Origin of the sequence: Bacteroides sp. D55t1_190419_B8 (assembly GCF_015558905.1) — a bacterium.
Classification (GTDB): domain Bacteria; phylum Bacteroidota; class Bacteroidia; order Bacteroidales; family Bacteroidaceae; genus Bacteroides; species Bacteroides vicugnae.
Genome location: NZ_JADMOU010000003.1, coordinates 165,286 through 185,383, shown reverse-complemented (window position 1 = coordinate 185,383; position 20,098 = coordinate 165,286). Strand labels below are relative to the sequence as shown.

Here is a 20,098-nt window from a genome sequence, read left to right as displayed (position 1 = left end):
TTTAAGGTTACCCATCTACAATCTTGTTTACCAATAAAGAAAAACAAACCCTACGTTTTCTTTTATTCTTCTTTTTACCTTCTTACTATTACCTCGTAAATACAATCTTACCTTTCTATCGCTATACCTAAAGAATATATAAAATCAGTACTGTCGAACATTGATAAATGCTAAGGGGAAAAGTTAATATAGAATTGTGTGTTTCAGGCAGACCTGGGAGTCATACAAATCCAACTGTTTTTCTATAGCATTTTATTTGTAACGCTACAAAATAATGGAATTAATGCTAAATATTAGGAAAATCTGTGTTCAAGAAAGGACAAAATCTATTCTTTTTTCATGTTTTGAACGTTTTTAAAGTATAAAAAAGGTCTGTTACAGTATGATTTGAGTAGTTTTTTTCCTTTTTGAGCAATTTTTATCCACTTTTTTTTTAAGATAGCGCAATACATTTTGAGATTCTAGCTTTTAACGATGAGATATTGCTCATTTCAGATAGCTTTTGTAACTTTGCAATACGAATGCAATACAGATTTTACTATCGCCAAATATACTCCATATATTAAACCAAGGTACGTCACTCGAGAGGGGACTACTGTCCTTTATGTTCGATATAACTACAATCGAACTAAGCGTACGCTCATCTCTACTGGATACAGTATTAAACCAGAACACTGGGATTCTAAAAAGAGATGGATTAAGCGCGCTTGTCCAAACTATGATGAGATTGATGCCTGTCTGATTAGAATGACATCCAAGCTTGGAGAAATTCTTACATATGCAAAGATAAATGGAATAAGTCCAACCGTAGATTTTGTTTTACTTGAACTAAAAAAGAATAGAGAATATGAATTACGACCTAATCGGGTAGATATCTTTGATGCATTAGAAAGATATATTACAGAAAAAGCTCCAGTTGTTTCTGCAGATCAAATAAAAGACTACCGAACACTTCGCAAACATCTGGTCGCTTTCAAAGAACATTCATCGCAACCAATTACTTTCCATAACCTGAATCTTATATTTTACAATGAATTTATGGACTATTTATTTTATAAAGTTATAAAGCCCGATGGAAGTGTTGGTTTACTCACTAATTCTGCTGGAAAAATTGTACGTTTGTTAAAAGGGTTTGTTAATTATCAAATAGATAAAGGAGTTATTCCTCCAATTGACTTGAAGCATTTTAAGGTCGTAGAAGAAGAAACTGATGCTATTTATTTAAGTGAAAAGGAACTTTCAACAATACACGAGTTAGATTTGTCAGATGATAAGCAATTGGAAGAGATTAGAGATGTTTTTATTACTGGGTGTTTTACAGGACTACGATATAGTGATCTCTCAACATTAAGTCCTGAACATATTGATTTAGATAATGAGATTATAAATCTCAAACAGAGAAAAGTGCATAAAGCTGTCATAATCCCCATGATCGATTATGTGCCGGAAATACTCAAGAAGTACAACTATGATTTACCTAAAATTCCTAGATATATATTCAACGAAAGGGTTAAAGAATTAGGGCGAAGAGCAAAACTAAAACAGAAAATCGAAGTTGTTCGCAAAAAAGGAAAGGAACGGGAAAAGAGAGTCTATGAAAAATGGGAGATGATCTCTTCTCATACCTGTCGACGATCGTTTTGCACAAATATGTATTTATCCGGCTTTCCTGCTGGAGAGCTTATGCGCATATCCGGGCATAAGAGTCCATCTGCATTCATGAGATATATAAAGGTTGATAATCTACAGGCTGCAAAAAGACTAAAAGAACTTCGAGCTAAACTTGCCAAGTAAAGATTGAAATATTTTATCTTAGTTATTTCAAATTATGTTCTATTTTTCATGTATGCAGGAGAATTAAACTTTTATTGAGTTGCTAAATAGAAAAAAGAAAGTCACATTTACATCATATATATTCCTTTTATTGAATATATATAGCATAATTCTTTATAAACATGTACTTTTTCTTACTATCGAAAACGAGTTTTGATATAATGAAACAAGTCGTTGGTTTAAAAGAAACATCTCCTACCTTTAAAAGAAACCACTTATTGGTTTAAAATGAACTACGCTATGGCTTCCTGAATAGGTTTCTAACATCTACTTTGCTTGTTTTCTTAAGCTATTATACGATAGCATTTCTCTGCAAAATAGTATAAAAAGATAGATAATTTATTCTGGAAAGCCTCATTTACGTCGAATTCATTCAATAAGAGCCATTATTCAATCTATTTGATGTTTTACATCTCAAAATGTTTCCAGTTTTTATATCATAAAAGAAATTACATAGATAAATGGGAAGAGAAAGAGAAAAAATATTCATTTTTTCAGATTAGTCCATTTCTCATCTCAGACTACCACTATATTCATCCATTAGCTTTTTTATTTATTAAAAGTCTACTCATAAGTTAGAATTTTGTACTTCGTTTGATGACCATAACAACACAAAGACAACACAAAATGACGATAATCAATTGTAGCACAATCAGTTATTCACCATCGGCTTAGTTTGGACAGGACCCAGGCAATCAACTTTGTACAGATGATTTTGCAGGTCATTGGGCTCACAATGCCAATCTTTCAGTGAAAGCGATTATGGGTGTAGCCGGATACAGCGAGATAGCTCGTATGCTTGGAATGAATGATGTGGCTGATAAATATGCAACGATAGCTAAGAAAATGGCGGTGAAATGGGAAGAAATGGCAAATGAGGGTGATCATTACCGTTTGGCCTTTGACCGTAAGAATACCTGGAGCCAGAAATATAATATAGTGTGGGATAAGATGTGGAGTCTAAATTTATTCCCAAATAATGTAATAAAGAAGGAGATTGATTATTATTTAACAAAGCAGCATCCTTACGGACTGCCTTTGGATTCCCGTAGAGAATACACTAAATCCGACTGGATTATGTGGACAGCGGCTATGTCACCCAATCAATACACATTCGAAAAATTCGTATCCCCCCTTTATAAATATATCAATGAAACAAATTCTCGAGTACCTATTAGTGATTGGCATGATACAAACAGTGGTGACTGGATAGGATTTCGTGCACGTTCAGTGATTGGGGGATATTGGATGCAAGTATTGATGAATAAATCTTATGAAGTGTTTGAGTTAAAGAATTTCTATTATTAATTAAAATGAAAAACATGAAAAGTAGAATGAAAAAAGTATTGAATGAATGGCAGTGGATGATACTGGCATTACTTGCAATTTGTAATTACAGTTGCAAGAATGAGAACAATGTAAAAGTAGGTGTTTTTGATCCTTCAAGCCCTATGACAATTTCTGATTTTACTCCACATGAAGGTGGAGCATATCAAAAACTTTTAATCTATGGGGAAAATTTTGGAACTGACGCTTCTAAAGTAAAAGTGACTATTGGTGGAAAAAACGCAATTGTTATTAATGTGAAACACACTCATATTTATTGTTTTGTTCCTTCTGGAGCCTTTAATGGAGAAATAGAAGTAACCGTAGGTGAAGGAGAAAATAGTATAACAGCTGTTGCTGATAGAAAATTTGAATATCAGAAAAAGATGGTAGTAGGAACACTTTGTGGTTATCGCAATAATCGTGATGATCAAGGATGGAAAGATGGACCATTTGATGGTCCCGATGGTATCAGATGTTGCGGTTTTGCTAATAGCGGTCGTATGGCATTCGATCCGCTAAATAAAAATCATATATATATATGTTATGATGGTCATAAGGCCATACAATTGATTGACTTGGAGAAACGTGAACTTTCTTCACCTTTGAATATTAATACCGTGCCTACTAACCGCTTGCGTAGTATAACCTTCAACAAAAAAATAGATGGATATGCTGATGAGGCACAATATATGATCATATCAGTTGACTATGATGGTCGGGGAGATGAAAGTGCCAGTGTTTATATCATCAAACGTAATGCAGATGGAACATTCAATGATAATTCTGATATTCAATTGCTAGCTTCTTATAAACAATGTAATGGTGCCTCTATTCATCCTATTAACGGGGAACTCTATTTTAACAGTTATGAAAAGGGACAGGTATTTCGTTTGGACTTAGCTGAATATTTCAAAACAATCAGAAATAATCAGGATTGGGATCCAGTCGTAAAAAAACATCCGGATATCTTCAAACAACTATTTACTATTGCTGACCCTAGTTGGGAGTTTCAGATTTTTATTCATCCTACAGGCAAATACGCTTATTTTGGAGTCATTAATAACCATTACTTTATGCGCTCTGATTACGATGAGGAGAAAAAAACATTCATTACTCCATATAATTTTGTGGGAGGTTATAAACAAAGTGGTTATAAAGATGATGTAGGAACGGTGGCGCGCATGAATCAACCTAGCCAAGGTGTGTTTGTCAAAAATGACGAGTATATAGGTGAAAATGATGAGTATGATTTTTATTTTGTAGATAAGCTCAATTTCTGTGTCCGAAAAGTAACTCCGGAAGGTATCGTTTCTACATATGCAGGACGAGGAATATCTACAACTTTGGCTGATGGCAACCAATGGGGAACGGATGATGGTGATTTGCGCGAAACAGCACGTTTTCGCGATGTTACCGGGCTTGTTTATGATGATGAGAAAGAGATTTTCTACATTCATGATCAAATAGGACGTACCATTCGTACCATTTCAATGGAGAAAGCTGTAGCTATCGGTGACAAGACAGTGGATGACGAATATAAATAAAAGAAACTAACAAATAAACATACTATTGGAATATGAAAAAAATATTAGCTATTTTCTTATTGGTCGCAGTAGTTCCATTGACAATATTAGCACAGCAAAAAATTACTGTAGGAGGAATAGTCACCGACACACAAGGGGAGCCAATGATTGGCGTAAACATTACTGTAAAAGATGTAGCCGGTTTGGGTACTATTACAGATATTAACGGTCAATTCATCATTAAAGTAGAACCCTATCATCGTCTGCTATTCTCATATATTGGATACGATAATGTAGAAGTGCTTGTGAAGGAACAGCGTACTGTTAACGTAACAATGAAGGAGTCAGAAGCGAGCAAATTGGACGAAGTTGTCGTTACTGGTATGGGGACTCAAAAAAAGCTTACCGTAACGGGAGCTGTAACGAACGTAGATGTAGGTGAGCTGAAACGTTTTCCAACTTCTAATATCTCTAATGCATTAGCAGGTAATGTACCGGGTATTATTGCCCAACAAACTTCCGGACAACCGGGGAAAAATACATCAGAATTCTGGATACGAGGTATTTCGACTTTCGGAGCTAGCTCGAGTGCTTATATTTTGGTAGATGGATTTGAACGCAGTAGCTTGGATGAAATCAATATTGAAGACATCGAGTCGTTTACAGTATTGAAAGATGCTTCCGCCACTGCCATTTATGGCTCTAAAGGAGCTAACGGTGTGGTACTGATTACAACCAAGCGCGGTAAAGCCGGAAAGATAAATATTGATGCTAAAGTGGAAACCTCTTACAATACTCGTACTATTACACCAAAGTTTGTAGACGGCCTTACATATGCAGGATTGATGAACGAAGCGTTGGTGACCCGTAATAAGGGAGTGGCCTATCAACCTGAAGAACTGGAACTATTTCGTACTCAAATGGATCCGGATTTTTATCCGAATGTAGATTGGTTAGACTTGATTTTGAAAAATGGTGCATGGAGTTATCGTGCCAATCTGAATATGCACGGCGGTGGTAATACTGCCCGTTACTATGTGTCTGCAAGTTATACAGAAGACCAAGGTATGTATAAAACTGATGAAACATTACGGAAAGATTACAATACAAATGCCAACTATAAGCGCTGGAACTATCGTATGAATGTGGATATTGATATAACAAAGAGTACTATTCTGAAGTTAGGTGTAGCTGGCTCGCTTGCTAAGCGCAATAGTCCGGGATTAGGGGACGATACTTTGTGGGGAATGCTTTTCGGATATAACTCTATTGCTTCACCTGTGTATTACTCCAATGGATATACACCTATTTCTCATAGGGATAATGTGAATAAGCTCAATCCATGGGTAGCCTCCACACAGACTGGATATAATGAAAATTGGGATAACAATCTACAAACTAACGTAACCTTGGAACAGAAATTGGATTTTATCACTAAAGGTTTGAAGTTTATCGGACGCTTTGGATACGATACAGATAACAGTAACTGGATAAACCGCCATCGTCAACCGGATTTATATAAAGCAAATGGACGTGATCAGACAACTGGTGAAATTATCTTTGATAAAATGTTTTCTGCATATGATATGCAACAATCAAGTGGCAGCTCTGGTAAACGTCGAGAATTCCTTGACTTGTTATTAAGTTGGGACCGTAGTGTAGACAATCACCATGGAGGAGTTACTTTCCGTTATACACAGGATAGTGAGAAACGCACCGTAGATATTGGTTCGGATATCAAAAATGGTGTGTCAAAACGTAACCAAGGATTGGCGGGACGTTTCACTTATAACTGGAATTACCGCTATTTTGCCGATTTCAATTTCGGTTACACCGGCTCGGAGAACTTTGCTCCAGGACATCAATTCGGTTTCTTTCCTGCTTTTTCTCTAGCTTGGAATATAGCCGAAGAACCATTCGTTAAACAACACCTAAAATGGATGAATATGTTTAAAATACGCTACTCACATGGCAAAGTAGGAAATGATAACCTTGGAAACGAAAACCGTTTTCCATATTTATATACCATAGCAACAACTGGATATAATGACAAAGGGGATCCTAATTATGTATATAATTGGGGATTTGGTGATTATAAAAAGCAATTCATTGGTGCTCATTATACACAAATGGCTTCAACCGGCGTAACTTGGGAAATTGCAACAAAAGATGACTTGGGAATAGACTTTTCTCTCTTTAATGACAAACTTACTGCAACGGTAGATTACTTCTATGAAAAACGTACAGGAATTTTTATGCCTCGTGAATTTCTACCAGAAATTGCCGGTTTAGAAAGCAAACCGAAAGCAAATGTAGGTGCGGTAAAATCTCGTGGATTCGACGGTAACTTTACCTACCATCAGAAGCTTGGTAAAGTGGATATGACTGTTCGTGGCAACATCACATACAGTAAAAATGAGGTGCTGGAAAAAGATGAAGAAAATCAAGTTTATTCTTATTTATATGAAAGAGGCTACCGTGTAAACCAGTGTAAAGGATTGATCTCTGAAGGATTGTTTGCCAATTATGATGATATCCGTAACAGTCCTAAACAAAGTTGGGGGACAGTACAACCTGGTGATATAAAGTATAAAGATGTCAATGGCGATGGGATTGTTAACGATCAAGACAAAGTGGCTATTGGTGCTACAACCAAACCGAACTTAATATATGGCATAGGGGCTTCTTTTGCATGGGAAGGTTTTGATATCAATATTCATTTTCAAGGAGCTGGAAAATCTACTTTCCCCATTTATGGTAAGTGTGTCTATGCGTTTAGTGAAAGTGATTGGGGGAATATCTTCAAGGATATGATAAATGACCGTTGGGTGGATGCAGAAACTGCTGTCAAGCTAGGTATTCCTGCTAATGAAAATCCGAATGCATCTTATCCTCGTCTGAGTTATGGAGGAAACAGTAACAACCAGCAAACATCCACTTTCTGGATGCGTGATGGACGGTATATTCGTTTAAAGAACTTGGATATCGGTTATACATTGCCAAAGAATTTCGTAAACAAACTGCATTTTAATAATATTCGTGTTTACATCACAGGATCAAACCTGATTACATGGTCAAAATTTAAGACTTGGGATCCAGAATCAGCCAATCCACGTGGCGAAGACTATCCATTAACAAAATCGATTACTGTGGGAATAACTGTCAACCTATAAAATACAATTAGAAATTATGGTAAAGAAAATTTTTATATTACTATTAGCTATAGTGGGAATAGGATTTATGCTCTCCTGTTCAGATTACCTAAATTCAGAGAAATATTTCAAAGATCGTCTAACCTTGGAAAAAACATTCGAAAGCAAGGATCATGTGGAAGAGTGGTTAGCTTATACTTATTCATTTCTAAAAGGAGAAAACGAAGAGGTTACGACTAAAAACCCCGGAACTAATCCTTTCTGTTTCGCTGACGATATGTATTTTGGTGATCGTGATAAAACAATTGATGCTACCAAAAATGAATTGTCGTATAATATGTTCAAATTGGGAGAATATGATGAAAACTCATATAATACTGGTGCTTGGGGAGCATGTTACAAAGGAATTTATCAAGCATCCGTCATGATTCATAATGTAGACAAATGTAAAGAAATGGAAGACTGGGAGATTCAAGACTACAAGGGACAAGCTCGTTTTGCACGTGCCTACTATTATTGGTTGTTGTTACGGCGTTATGGTCCTGTGCCTGTTATGCCGGATGAAGGGGTAGACTACACTGAAAGTTACGAACAAATTGCTACGCCACGCAACTCATATGAAGAAGTGGCCCAATATATTAGTAACGAAATGGTACTGGCTGCCAAAGAATTGCAATACGACCGACGTACAGATAATTATGCTGTTACTCGTCCCACTAGGGGGGCTGCACTAGCGACACGTGCCTATGCACTGATTTTTGCTGCTAGTCCATTTGCTAATGGTAATAACGATGAATACGCGCAGGCATTAGTAGACGATCAAGGTAATCGTCTACTCTCTCAGGAATATACTGAAGAGAAATGGGCGAAGGCCGCTGCTGCATGTCGGGATGTTCTTGATTTAAATGTTTACGACTTGGTTCATGTGAACAAATCCACTTCGGATAATGGGCCTTCCGAACGTCCGACTGTTAAAATACCGGATGATGGGGAATTTTCCACTAAAGAGTGGCCCAACGGTTGGGCTAATATTGATCCGCTTAGATCTTATCGTAACATATTCGACGGGACGTTATTGCCTGCTAATAATCAAGAACTCATCTTTACACGTGGTGCGACAGATATTAATATGATGGTGCTTCACCAAATGCCAAAAGATGATGGTGGGTGGAACTCACATGGTATGACGCAGAAAATGCTTGATGCTTATTATATGAACGATGGAACCGACTGCCCGGGTATGAATAGTATGTATATGGGAGTTACCGGTTATGAAGACCGTGTAGATAGCCGTGAACGCAGGACTGGATTTACCGGATTACAAGATCTTAAAAATGGTAAGTACACAGAACTCGGATGGAAATATGATCCTAATAAGGGTGACAATGAGCAGGCTTCAACAGGCATGAATGTTTCTTTACAGTATGTAGAGCGGGAGCCAAGATTCTATGCCTCTGTGGCATACAACGGCTGTACATGGCATTACTTGAGCCAGACTGAAAGCAAACCCGCTGATTGTAATCAACAGGTCTGGTACTATTTTAGAAGTTCTGACGGTTATCGAAATGATGGTTTCTATTTGCGTACAGGTATAGGAATCAAGAAGTTTGTTCACCCAAATGATTATCCGGGTAATTATGTCGCAAAAGCAGAAACTGCTATCCGTTATGCTGATATTTTATTGCTTTATGCAGAAGCACTGAATGAGTTAACTGGAATTTATGATATTTCTTCTTGGAATGGAGCGATAACCTATACTATCAGTCGTGACAAGTCACAAATGGAACGGGGTATTCATCCGGTTCGTATTCGTGCCGGCCTACCAGACTATAGTGACGATGTATATGCTAATGCTGATAAGATGCGTAAAGCGTTGAAACGTGAACGTATGATCGAATTAATGGGAGAAGGGAAACGCTATTTCGATCTTCGCCGCTGGAAAGACGCACCTACGGAAGAGGCTGTGCAAATATATGGATGTAATGTTTTTGTGGCTGAAGACAAAAGAGAAGAATTCCATTCTGCTATCCCTGTATACAATCTTCCATCTACATTCTCTGAGAAATTGTGGCTTTGGCCAATCAAACACAGTGAGTTGAAACGCAATTCTCGTTTGACACAGAACCCTGGATGGACCATGTATGATTAATTATAAAAGTAGAGACAGATATATGAAAAAGATATATACTTTAGCAGTTTTAGCTGCAATTATCGTGTTAGGAACTTCCTGTAACTCAGAATGGGAAAAGGAACAGTATCAACATTACATCTCTTTTAGCTCTCCTTTAGACAGCAAAGGAGTCACGAATATTTATGTGCCTTATAGTCGCCATGATATAGAAGGTAATTATGCAGAAGGTGGCGAAGGAAGGTCCAGTTATCGCTTGCCAGTACTTGTCAGTGGTTCTACTGATAATACTCAAGATATTACCATACATATATCACATGACTCGGATACGTTGAACACTTTGAATAAGGCTCGTTTTGCAACTCGTACAGATTTATTCTATAAAGATATGGGAAATGAAAGGTTAACGTTTGTTTCCTATCCGGAAAACATGCTGATAGGGGCAGGACAAAATATTGGTTTGTTAGACCTCAAGTTTGATTTTCGGGGAATTGACATGTCTGAAAAATGGGTACTTCCATTACAAATAGTAGACAATCCGTCTTACGGTTATCAAGCACATCCACGTAAAAATTACGCTAAAGCAATATTGAGAATTTTTCCGTTCAATGACTATTCAGGTGATTACTCCGGAACAGGACTAACTAACAAAGTTGTGATGGGCGAAAATACAGATGGCACAATAAATGAAACAGCTGAATCTATTACGAAAGCTTCAGTAAGAGGATATGTAATAGACGAACAGTCGATGTTCATTTATGCCGGAATTGTAGATGAAGATTATACAGACCGCAAAAAATATAAGATTAAATTCAAATTTAAGGGCGACAAGAACGGGTCAGTCAGCATATCGTGCGATAATGCGGAAGAGATTGGATTCAAAGTGAATGAAAAAATTATGCCTTCATTCCGTATTTCATCATCCATGGATGAAGCAAAACCTTACTTGGAACATCGTTATGTAATTATCAATAACATAGATTACTTCTTCAATTATATTCCAGTAGAAGGCACTATCATTCGCTATCATGTAAAAGGTACATTGACTTTGTCACGCGATATCAATACCCAAGTACCAGATGAAGATCAGGCTATTGAATGGTAATTTGTAAGTATCCGCTTTATTCCCTTAAAGAGATTAGTGATTAATAGTTAGTAGGCTGCACAATATGAAGTGCAGCCTACTCGGTAAATGGCTTACATATCTTCCAGCCCTAAAACTCGTGTCTCAATATCATATTTTGCCATCTCTTTGTGTCTTAGATGCTCCACTTTTTCCATGAAGGCCGAATGGACATAATTGTTCTCCGGCATTCGTTTCACCTCAGCTACAAGTGCTTTCTTACCACTTGATTTGAGAGCAACAATATCAATTTCAAAAGAATTTAATCGTTCCTTGTTTGCAGAACTTTTAGTTTCCCACCAGGAGCCAATTTCTTTAAACCCTCCTTCCTCTGCTAATTTCTGTTTAAAATATTTCTCCAATACTCTACCTGAATAGGTCTGATAATCAGCTTTTGCTAGTTGACGAAGGTCTTCAAAGTTCTGTAGCTCAATATAGGAACGGTTCCGTTCAATGTATTTAAACCAGAAATTTAGAAAGTTATCACCAATAATATATCGTACATTCTTCTTTGTACCGGGTTTCGCAAAAATAGGCCGCTCACGAGTTATCAAATTATACACATTTTCTAATTTACTTAAATGGCCTCCAATAGATATACCACCTAATGCCGATTCTATTTCTCCTTGTGTATAATGTCCATTTGCTATTTCTAATAGGATAGAAAAGTAAATACCGTAATTTTTTCCAAATTCAGTAATCAACAAATTACGTCCTTCATCTATAAACAGGGAATTCTCTGAAAAAACGAAGTCATATATCCGGTCAACAGAAAGCGCTTGATTGTCACAGAATAACTCTACATATTTAGGGATTCCTCCGCTCAATGTATACAAAGCTAACAGGTCATCATTGGTATACCCGGGTGCAAAATCCTCCATAATTTGTTTTAGCACTTTGGTATTGAAGGGCCGAAGACATAAAATGTTGTCAGCACGTCCGAATAATGGTTCTCCATGATCTGTGAATATCTTTTGCATCAATGAATATACAGAGCCGCTAATTACAAGATTTATTTTAGTTTCTTGCCGATATTCATCCCAAAGATTTTGCATATCACTAAAAACATCGGGTCTGATATTATAAAACTCCTGAAATTCATCAATGACAATATTAAAAGAGCGTGTTTTTCCTATTTCGAAAAGATATTGTATCAAATTAGTAAAGTTGGATATGCCATCCGGAATAAAAATAGATAATGTCTCACGTACTATTTTTATAAAATCTGCTACTAATATACTCTCTGCCTTTCTTCCAATGAAAAAATAGACAGTAGGTGTTCCCTTCAGAGCCTGTTTTATAAGACTGGTTTTTCCAATACGCCTACGGCCTGTAACCACAATCATTCTGGAGTTTTGACCAAATGCAAGCTCTTGTACACGCTTTAATTCTGCAATTTCTTTCTCTCTATTATAAAACTTCATAATCAATAAGTTTTTCTCAACGGTCGTTGAATCAACCGCCGTTGCAAAAATATGAAATAAATTAAGAACAGGCAATTTTACAATACTTATTATTGATGTTTTCGCCATTTTTAGAGCTCATCCGAAAGAAAATGGAATAATAAAAAAATGAAAATAAGTGACTTTATTGAGAGAAAAATTACTTTGATTTTACTCAAAAAAGGTGTAAAGCACAATACAGAAACAATACATAAATCTATAATACCTAGATTATCAAATAGATATAATAAGATTTGTTAGTTTGGACAGGACCCGGAAAACCAACTTTGCACGGATGACTTCGCCGGGCATTGGGCGCACAATGCCAACCTTTCAGTGAAAGCGATTATGGGCGTAGCCGGATATAGCGAGATGGCTCGTATGCTCGGTTTGAATGATGTGGCAGATAAGTATGCAGCGACAGCCAAGAAAATGGCGGTGAAGTGGGAGGAAATGGCAAATGAAGGCGACCATTACCGTTTGGCTTTTGACCGTAAGAACACTTGGAGCCAAAAATACAATATGGTTTGGGATAAGTTGTGGAATCTGAATCTGTTTCCTAATAATGTAATCGGAAAAGAAATCAGCTATTACTTGACAAAACAGAATCCTTATGGACTTCCTCTAGATTCCCGCAAAGAGTATACAAAATCCGACTGGATTATGTGGACAGCAGCTATGTCTCCGGATAAAGAAACTTTTCAGAAATTTGCTAATCCTCTCTATAAATATATCAACGAAACGGTATCTCGTGTGCCTATCAGTGACTGGCATCATACAGACAGCGGCAGATGGGTCGGCTTCAGAGCACGTTCAGTAATCGGAGGATACTGGATGAAGGTATTAATGGACAAAGTTCAGAATAATCAATAATTTAAATCTAGTGTATTATGAAATGTAAAACTATGAAACATGGGAGCATAGGGCTACAGTGCATGATGTTGGGATTCATCTTTGCAGTCTGTCTTGGTAGCTGTAAAGATAGTAAAGATGAGACATCAGCGCCTTACGATCCGAATCAGCCGGTAGAGGTGACAGATTTTACGCCTAAATCGGGAGGTGGAAAAAAGAAAATGATTATCTATGGAAGTAATTTTGGAACAGACCGTTCTATCATTTCTGTAAAGGTAGGTGGAAAAGATGCGATTGTTGTCAGTGCCAAAGGTACCAGTATTTACTGTTCTACACCGGAAAGCTGTTTTGAAGGGACTGTCGAAGTGAAAGTTGGTGAGCAAACGGTGATATTGCCTGAAAAATACCAGTATGAACCGCAAATGGTAGTAACGGACTTATGTGGTGATGTGGACGAATTGGGTAATGGAGATGTCGTAGAGACTGGGCCGTTCGATAATTGTGGAAAAATAGAGTATCCTTTCTGGTTCTCTTTCGATCCCCAACATCCTAACATTCTTTATTTGTCTCAAAATAATCAAAGTAGACCTTTAAGAGTGTTGGATTTGGAAAAGAAAATGATCTATTCCAAAAAATTGGATAATATTGATCGTACAACGACCATTACATGGACGAATGATGGAGATATGGTATTGGCTACCCCACAAAATAATGGTGCTACGAATAGAAATAATATTATTTTAGAGCGTGGCAGCAGTGCCGATGGGCAGGATTTCAAAGAGTCCAGTTGGGTGCCTTTGACGCATGGCAATGCTTGTAATGGATCTATGATTCTTCCACAAACGGGAGAGCTTTATTTCAATCATCGTGCAACGGGCAATGTATACAGATATAATTTTATAGAGAACGGCTATAATAACAATCCGAATGTTCCTAACGGAGCCGGATTGCCTGACCTTCTGGCATTTAGTGTGCCTAATCAGACGGTTGACTTCAGTATGGTCCCTCATCCAACGGGGAAATACATTTATATCATCATGCATGAGTCACATTATATCCTTCGTTCCAATTATGATGAAGAAACCAAAAAACTGGTGACTCCGTACATCGTATGCGGACAATCCGGTGGGGCTGATTATAAAGATCTTGTAGGTATCAATGCGCGTATCAATAAACCTGGTCAAGGTGTTTTCGTACTCAATGAGGAATATAAGGCTGCTAATAAAAGTGATTGGTATGACTTTTATTTTACGGATACAGAAAATCATTGTATCCGAGTGTTGACTCCGGATGGAATAGTTTCGACGTTTGCCGGACGTGGTTCTGCCTCTTCAACTAGTTATAAATGGGGTAAGCAAAACGGAGAGATACGCGAGAGAGCTCGTTTTAATAAACCGATAGCTTTGGCCTACGATGAGGCGACGAAGACTTTCTATGTTGGCGATTCGGGAAATTATAAGATTCGGAAGATTGCCAAAGAGCAGGCTCCGGACGATTTAGTCGGAGCAGAACCTAGTGACAGTGAGAATCAAGAAAATCAATAAAAAGAAGAACACATGAGAGTAAAAGAATTTATTACGATTTGCCTGTTACTGGTCTCTGTTTCCCTTTTTGCTCAGGAGAAGACATTTGAGGTGACAGGAGTCGTGACAGATACAAATAAAGAGCCGTTGGTCGGCGTCAATGTGACAGTGAAGGATAAGCCGGGCTTGGGAGCGATAACAGATATCAACGGACGTTACAAAATTAAGATTGAGGAATTTTCCCGTTTGGTATTCTCGTATATCGGTTTCGATACGCAAGAGGTATTGGTGAAACGTCAGAATTTGGTCAATGTATCGATGAAAGAATCGGATGCCAGGGAAATTGATGAAGTGGTTATCACGGGAACCGGTGCACAGAAAAAGTTGACCGTGACCGGTGCCGTGACGAACGTAGATGTCGAGGTTTTAAAATCTAATCCTTCAGCCAACCTCTCCAATGCGTTGGCGGGAAACGTGCCGGGTGTGCTTGCCATGCAGACTTCCGGACAGCCGGGTGTGAACACCTCTGAATTCTGGATTCGTGGTATATCTACTTTTGGTGCCAATAGCGCTGCATTGGTGTTGGTTGATGGCTTTGAACGTGATCTGGATGAAATCAATATTGAAGATATTGAATCTTTTACTGTATTGAAAGATGCTTCTACTACAGCGATTTATGGTCCTCGTGGTGCAAATGGAGTAGTGCTGATTACAACCAAACATGGTAAGGAGGGCAAGATTAAGATTAATGCTAAGGTGGAGACCTCTTATAATGCGCGTACCATTACGCCGGAATTTGCGGATGGTTATACTTATGCCATGTTGATGAATGAAGCGCGAATTACTCGTAATCAGGAGAGAATGTATCAAGATGATGAAATGGAGATTCTGCGGTTGGGACTTGATCAGGATTTGTATCCGAATGTAGACTGGATGGACGTGCTGTTGAAAGATGGAGCGATGACTTATCGTGCCAATTTGAATATGAGTGGTGGCGGCAGTACGGCACGTTACTTCGTGTCTCTTAGCTACGTCAATGAAGAAGGTATGTATAAAACAGACGAGGCCATGCGCAAGGATTACAACACCAATCCTAGTAGCCAGCGTTGGAACTATCGTTTGAATACAGATATTGACATTACGAAGAGTACTCTTGTCAAAGTAGGGGTGTCCGGTTCATTGAAGAAACGGAATGCACCGGGACAGGGTTCTAACGTATGGACTTCTTTAATGGGACAGAGCCCGATCAGTATTCCCGTCATGTACTCTAACGGTTACATTCCTTCACACGGAACGGACGATAATCGTAATAATCCTTGGGTACTTGCTACACAGAGTGGTTATAAGGAAATCTGGAACAATAAGATTCAGACCAATATCTCTTTGGAGCAAAAGTTGGATTTTATCACCAAAGGTTTGCGCTTTGAGGGACGTTTCGGATTCGATACAAACAATCAGAGTGAAATCGATCGGATAAGAATGCCGGAAACTTGGCGCGCTCAAAGAGACCGTGATGATGAGGGGAATGTGGTTTACAAGCAACAGAACGCAGAAAAACCGATGGCACAAACCAGTTCTTCTACTGGTGAGCGGCGCGAATTCTTGGAAGCATTCTTACAATATAGTCGTGCGTTCAAAGCGCATCATGTGGGTGGAACATTGAAATATAGTCAGGATGCTTATCGGACCACGGTTGGTATAGGAACGGATGTGAAAAATGGGGTTGCTCAACGTCACATGGGATTGGCAGGTCGTGCCAGCTATAACTGGAACTATCGTTACTTTGCCGATTTCAATTTTGGTTATAATGGTTCGGAAAATTTTGCGGATGGACACCGTTTCGGCTTTTTCCCGGCTTTTTCTTTGGCTTGGAATATAGCGGAAGAGAAGTTTGTCAAGAAACATCTGAAATGGATGAATATGTTCAAGTTGCGTTATTCTTATGGTAAAGTGGGTAACGACAAGATGAATGAACGTTTCCCCTATTTATACACGATTAATGATAATGGAAGTGGCTGGACTTGGAGTGATTACAATTCTTCGGACAATGTTTATACAGGAATGTGGTATACACAACTGGCATCCAATAATGTTACTTGGGAAATTGCAACCAAGCACGATGCAGGTGTGGATCTCTCCTTATTCAACGACAAGTTTACGGCTACTGTAGATTATTTCCATGAACGGCGTGACGGTATCTATATGGAACGTAAATATCTGCCGGGCATTGTGGGGGTGAATAGTAACCCGAAAGCGAATGTGGGAAGTGTGCTTTCGAAAGGTTTTGACGGGAACTTTGCTTATAAGCAGAAGTTGGGAAAAGTCAATCTGACTGTCCGCGGTAATTTCACTTACAGTAAAAATGAGATTCTGGAGAAAGATGAAATGAATGCGGTTTACCCTTATCAAAAAGAGGCCGGTTATCGGGTGAATCAGGCGAAGGGATTGATCGCTTTGGGGTTGTTTAAGGACTACGATGATATACGCAATAGTCCGCAGCAAACCAACTGGGGAAAGGTTCAACCGGGTGACATCAAATATAAGGATGTTAACGGAGACGGAATTATCAATGCGAGTGATGAGGTGGCTATCGGTGCCACAACGAAGCCCAATTTAATTTATGGGTTTGGTATCTCTGCGCAGTGGAAAGGGTTCGATTTCAATGCACATTTCCAGGGGGCAGGCAAATCTTCGTTCTTCATTAACGGGCCTACCGTATATGCCTTTAGTGGTAGCCAGTGGGGAAATGTCCTGACAAATCTGGTGAAAGACCGCTATGTCGATGCGGAGACAGCTGCCACATTGGGTATCTCTGCCAATGAGAATCCGAACGCTTCATATCCGCGTCTTAGTTATGGAGGAAACGACAATAACTATAGGGCCTCTACCTTCTGGCTAAGAGACGGTTCTTATTTGCGCTTGAAAACATTGGAAGTGGGCTATACCTTACCGAAATCGATCGTAAACAAGATGCGGTTTAATAAGATACGTGTATTTTTCATTGGTACCAACCTCCTGACGTTTGCCAAATTTAAAGAATGGGATCCAGAAATGGGAAGTACTAACGGAGAGAAGTATCCGCTTGCCAAAACATTTACTTTGGGGTTGACTGTGAATATCTAATTTAATGCATGAAAAATGAGAAAGATATATAAACTGTATATTGGTATTATGCTGAGCGTGATTGCCGTTGCTTGTTCGGATAAACTCGACTCAGATAAATATTTCAAAGACCGTCGGTCTTTGGAGGATGTGTTTACTGACAAGGAAAACACGGAAGAATGGTTGGCAAATGCCTATTCCTATTTGGGAGGATACAATCTGGAAGTATCTATGATGCTGAATACAATCACTAATTTTGCCGATGACATTTATTTCGGAGGCAATAGTCTCGCAGGGTATAAGACTTTTAAGACCGGTACTTACGATGAGAGTTACCGGCACTCATGGGATGATAGTTATAAAGGTATCCGCCAAGCCTCTATCTTCATTCAGAATATTGACATGAACACGAAGTTTACGGAAGAGGAGAGAGCGGATCTGAAAGCGCAGGCGCGCTTTGTCCGTGCTTACTATTACTGGTTGTTGTTACGCAAATACGGTCCTGTACCCTTGCTGCCCGATGAGGGATTGGATTATACTGCCACTTATGATGATCTAGCCATTCAACGCAGTTCGTATGATAAGTGTGTGGAATACATTGAATCGGAGATGCTTCTGGCTGCCAAAGATCTGCCCTTGACCCGTGCCATTAACCAGGTGGCACGTCCTACGCGCGGAGCGGCATTGGCTGCTCGTGCCAGAGCATTATTGTATTCGGCTAGTCCCATCAATAATCCCCGCCCGGGAGATGCGGACAAGTTCTCGGATATGGTAGATTACGACGGAAATTGTTTGATGTCGCAGGAATACAATGAATATAAGTGGGCCAAAGCAGCTGCTGCGGCCAGAGATGTGATGGAACTTCCCGGAGAAAATAGCGGACATCGCTATGAACTCTATCATAAAAAGGCGACTAACATTGCCGAACCCGGATATCCAGCTACCATTGCCCCTTACCAGGACGATGACTTCTCAACGAAGACATGGGACGAAGGTGGTTATAGTGATATAGACCCTTATGAATCTTATCGGGCAGTTTTTAATGGTGCATTAGCGATGTATCAAAATCCGGAGTTGATTTTCAGTCGCGGACGTAACCAGGGAGGTAACAGCCTGGTTGAAATGGTGAAGCTTCAAATGCCGAGAACTTTAGGGAACGGAAGTAATGCTTACGGTATGACATTAAAGATGTGTGACGCTTACTATATGTATGACGGTTCAGAGTTTGATCGCCAAACCTTTTTGGACACTTGTCGGGTTGGAAACCGTTTTGTGACTGAAAAGGAAGGACAAGCAGGAACATATCCTCATTTAAAGAAAGGAGTGTGGAAAGAATATGCATGGCGTGAACCTCGTTTCTATGCTTCCGTTTCTTTCAATGGTTGCGTGTGGTCTTTACTGAAAAATGCAGAGACAACAGACTATAAGAATGACGTTGAGAAGCAGGTCAACTATTATTACGGCATCAATTCTGACGGTTTCTCCGGTACAGGTGTTTATTTGCGGTCCGGCATCGGTATCATGAAGTATGTACATCCGGATGATACGAATCGGAAAGAAATCAAAGCGAAAGCGGAGCCAGCCATTCGTTTTGCCGAAATTCTGTTAATCTATGCCGAAGCTTTGAATGAATTGGAAGACGGATCTTCATACAACATTCCATCGTGGGACGGTTCTACTAGTTATACTGTCAAACGTGATATTGATGAAATGAAAAAGGGCATCAGAGATGTGCGTCGTCGCGCAGGTGTTCCCGATTATACCATGACAGAATATCAGGATCGGGATGTGTTCCGTACGAAACTGAAACATGAACGTCAGATTGAGTTCATGGCAGAAGGACAGCGTTATTTCGATTTGCGCAGATGGAAAGATGCAGAAGTGGAAGAATCCAAGAAAAATTACGGATGTAACTTTTATATGTCGGATACAGAGGAGCAGAGAGAACAATTCTACACTCCGATTGAAATTGCGGATTTGCCCACTGCCTTCTCACGCAAGCTCTATTTCTGGCCGATCAGCCACGATGAGTTGAAACGCAATAAACGGTTGACACAGAATCCGGGATGGACATACAATGATTAATCTCCT

At 38.9% G+C, this 20,098-nt stretch carries 9 protein-coding genes and 2 pseudogenes; 10 read left to right on the top strand and 1 reads right to left on the bottom strand.

Going from position 1 to position 20,098, the window contains the following annotated elements:
• The first annotated feature begins 510 nt into the window (after positions 1 to 510).
• From I2I13_RS04225 to I2I13_RS04200, 6 genes and pseudogenes are all read left to right on the top strand, one after another.
• Positions 511 to 1,794, top strand: a complete 1,284-nt coding sequence (locus I2I13_RS04225) for a site-specific integrase (RefSeq protein WP_195648968.1) — start codon at positions 511 to 513, stop codon at positions 1,792 to 1,794.
• Positions 1,795 to 2,508: 714 nt separating this feature from the next.
• A pseudogene (locus I2I13_RS04220) lies at positions 2,509 to 3,141 on the top strand (DUF1793 domain-containing protein); the annotation flags it as partial.
• 14 nt (positions 3,142 to 3,155) lie between these two features.
• Complete coding sequence (locus tag I2I13_RS04215; protein ID WP_195648891.1) at positions 3,156 to 4,706, top strand: IPT/TIG domain-containing protein; 1,551 nt, start codon at positions 3,156 to 3,158, stop codon at positions 4,704 to 4,706.
• 32 nt (positions 4,707 to 4,738) lie between these two features.
• A complete protein-coding gene (locus I2I13_RS04210; RefSeq protein WP_195648890.1) occupies positions 4,739 to 7,858 on the top strand; it encodes a TonB-dependent receptor in 3,120 nt (1,039 codons plus the stop codon).
• 16 nt (positions 7,859 to 7,874) lie between these two features.
• Entirely contained in the window at positions 7,875 to 9,986 is a 2,112-nt protein-coding gene (locus I2I13_RS04205; RefSeq protein ID WP_195648889.1) for a RagB/SusD family nutrient uptake outer membrane protein, read from the top strand.
• A 22-nt stretch (positions 9,987 to 10,008) separates the two neighbouring features.
• Positions 10,009 to 11,070, top strand: coding sequence for a DUF4973 domain-containing protein (locus I2I13_RS04200; protein WP_195648888.1), 1,062 nt, complete (start codon positions 10,009 to 10,011; stop codon positions 11,068 to 11,070).
• 92 nt (positions 11,071 to 11,162) lie between these two features.
• Here I2I13_RS04200 and I2I13_RS04195 read toward each other — a convergent pair whose 3' ends face one another.
• The gene (locus tag I2I13_RS04195) at positions 11,163 to 12,512 is read right to left on the bottom strand and encodes an ATP-binding protein (protein WP_195648967.1); all 1,350 of its coding nucleotides are present in this window, start codon (positions 12,510 to 12,512) and stop codon (positions 11,163 to 11,165) included.
• Positions 12,513 to 12,791: 279 nt separating this feature from the next.
• Between I2I13_RS04195 and I2I13_RS04190 the strand changes: the two are divergent.
• The 4 genes and pseudogenes from I2I13_RS04190 to I2I13_RS04175 all read left to right on the top strand — a co-directional run.
• A pseudogene (locus tag I2I13_RS04190) lies at positions 12,792 to 13,403 on the top strand (DUF1793 domain-containing protein); the annotation flags it as partial.
• A 17-nt stretch (positions 13,404 to 13,420) separates the two neighbouring features.
• Positions 13,421 to 14,926 (top strand): IPT/TIG domain-containing protein, encoded by a 1,506-nt coding sequence (locus I2I13_RS04185; protein ID WP_148364128.1) that lies wholly within the window; start codon positions 13,421 to 13,423, stop codon positions 14,924 to 14,926.
• A gap of 12 nt (positions 14,927 to 14,938) precedes the next feature.
• Positions 14,939 to 18,028, top strand: a complete 3,090-nt coding sequence (locus I2I13_RS04180) for a TonB-dependent receptor (RefSeq protein ID WP_148364127.1) — start codon at positions 14,939 to 14,941, stop codon at positions 18,026 to 18,028.
• A 15-nt stretch (positions 18,029 to 18,043) separates the two neighbouring features.
• The gene (locus I2I13_RS04175) at positions 18,044 to 20,092 is read left to right on the top strand and encodes a RagB/SusD family nutrient uptake outer membrane protein (protein WP_148364126.1); all 2,049 of its coding nucleotides are present in this window, start codon (positions 18,044 to 18,046) and stop codon (positions 20,090 to 20,092) included.
• The last annotated feature ends 6 nt before the right edge of the window (positions 20,093 to 20,098 follow it).

Bases quoted from the DNA above. Each gene is read 5' to 3' on its own strand.
- I2I13_RS04215 (WP_195648891.1), top strand. From the start codon at position 3,156: ATGAAAAGTAGAATGAAAAAAGTATTGAATGAATGGCAGTGGATGATA.
- I2I13_RS04210 (WP_195648890.1), top strand. From the start codon at position 4,739: ATGAAAAAAATATTAGCTATTTTCTTATTGGTCGCAGTAGTTCCATTG.
- I2I13_RS04185 (WP_148364128.1), top strand. From the start codon at position 13,421: ATGAAATGTAAAACTATGAAACATGGGAGCATAGGGCTACAGTGCATG.
- I2I13_RS04180 (WP_148364127.1), top strand. From the start codon at position 14,939: ATGAGAGTAAAAGAATTTATTACGATTTGCCTGTTACTGGTCTCTGTT.
- I2I13_RS04200 (WP_195648888.1), top strand. From the start codon at position 10,009: ATGAAAAAGATATATACTTTAGCAGTTTTAGCTGCAATTATCGTGTTA.
- I2I13_RS04195 (WP_195648967.1), bottom strand. From the start codon at position 12,512: ATGAAGTTTTATAATAGAGAGAAAGAAATTGCAGAATTAAAGCGTGTA.
- I2I13_RS04205 (WP_195648889.1), top strand. From the start codon at position 7,875: ATGGTAAAGAAAATTTTTATATTACTATTAGCTATAGTGGGAATAGGA.
- I2I13_RS04175 (WP_148364126.1), top strand. From the start codon at position 18,044: ATGAGAAAGATATATAAACTGTATATTGGTATTATGCTGAGCGTGATT.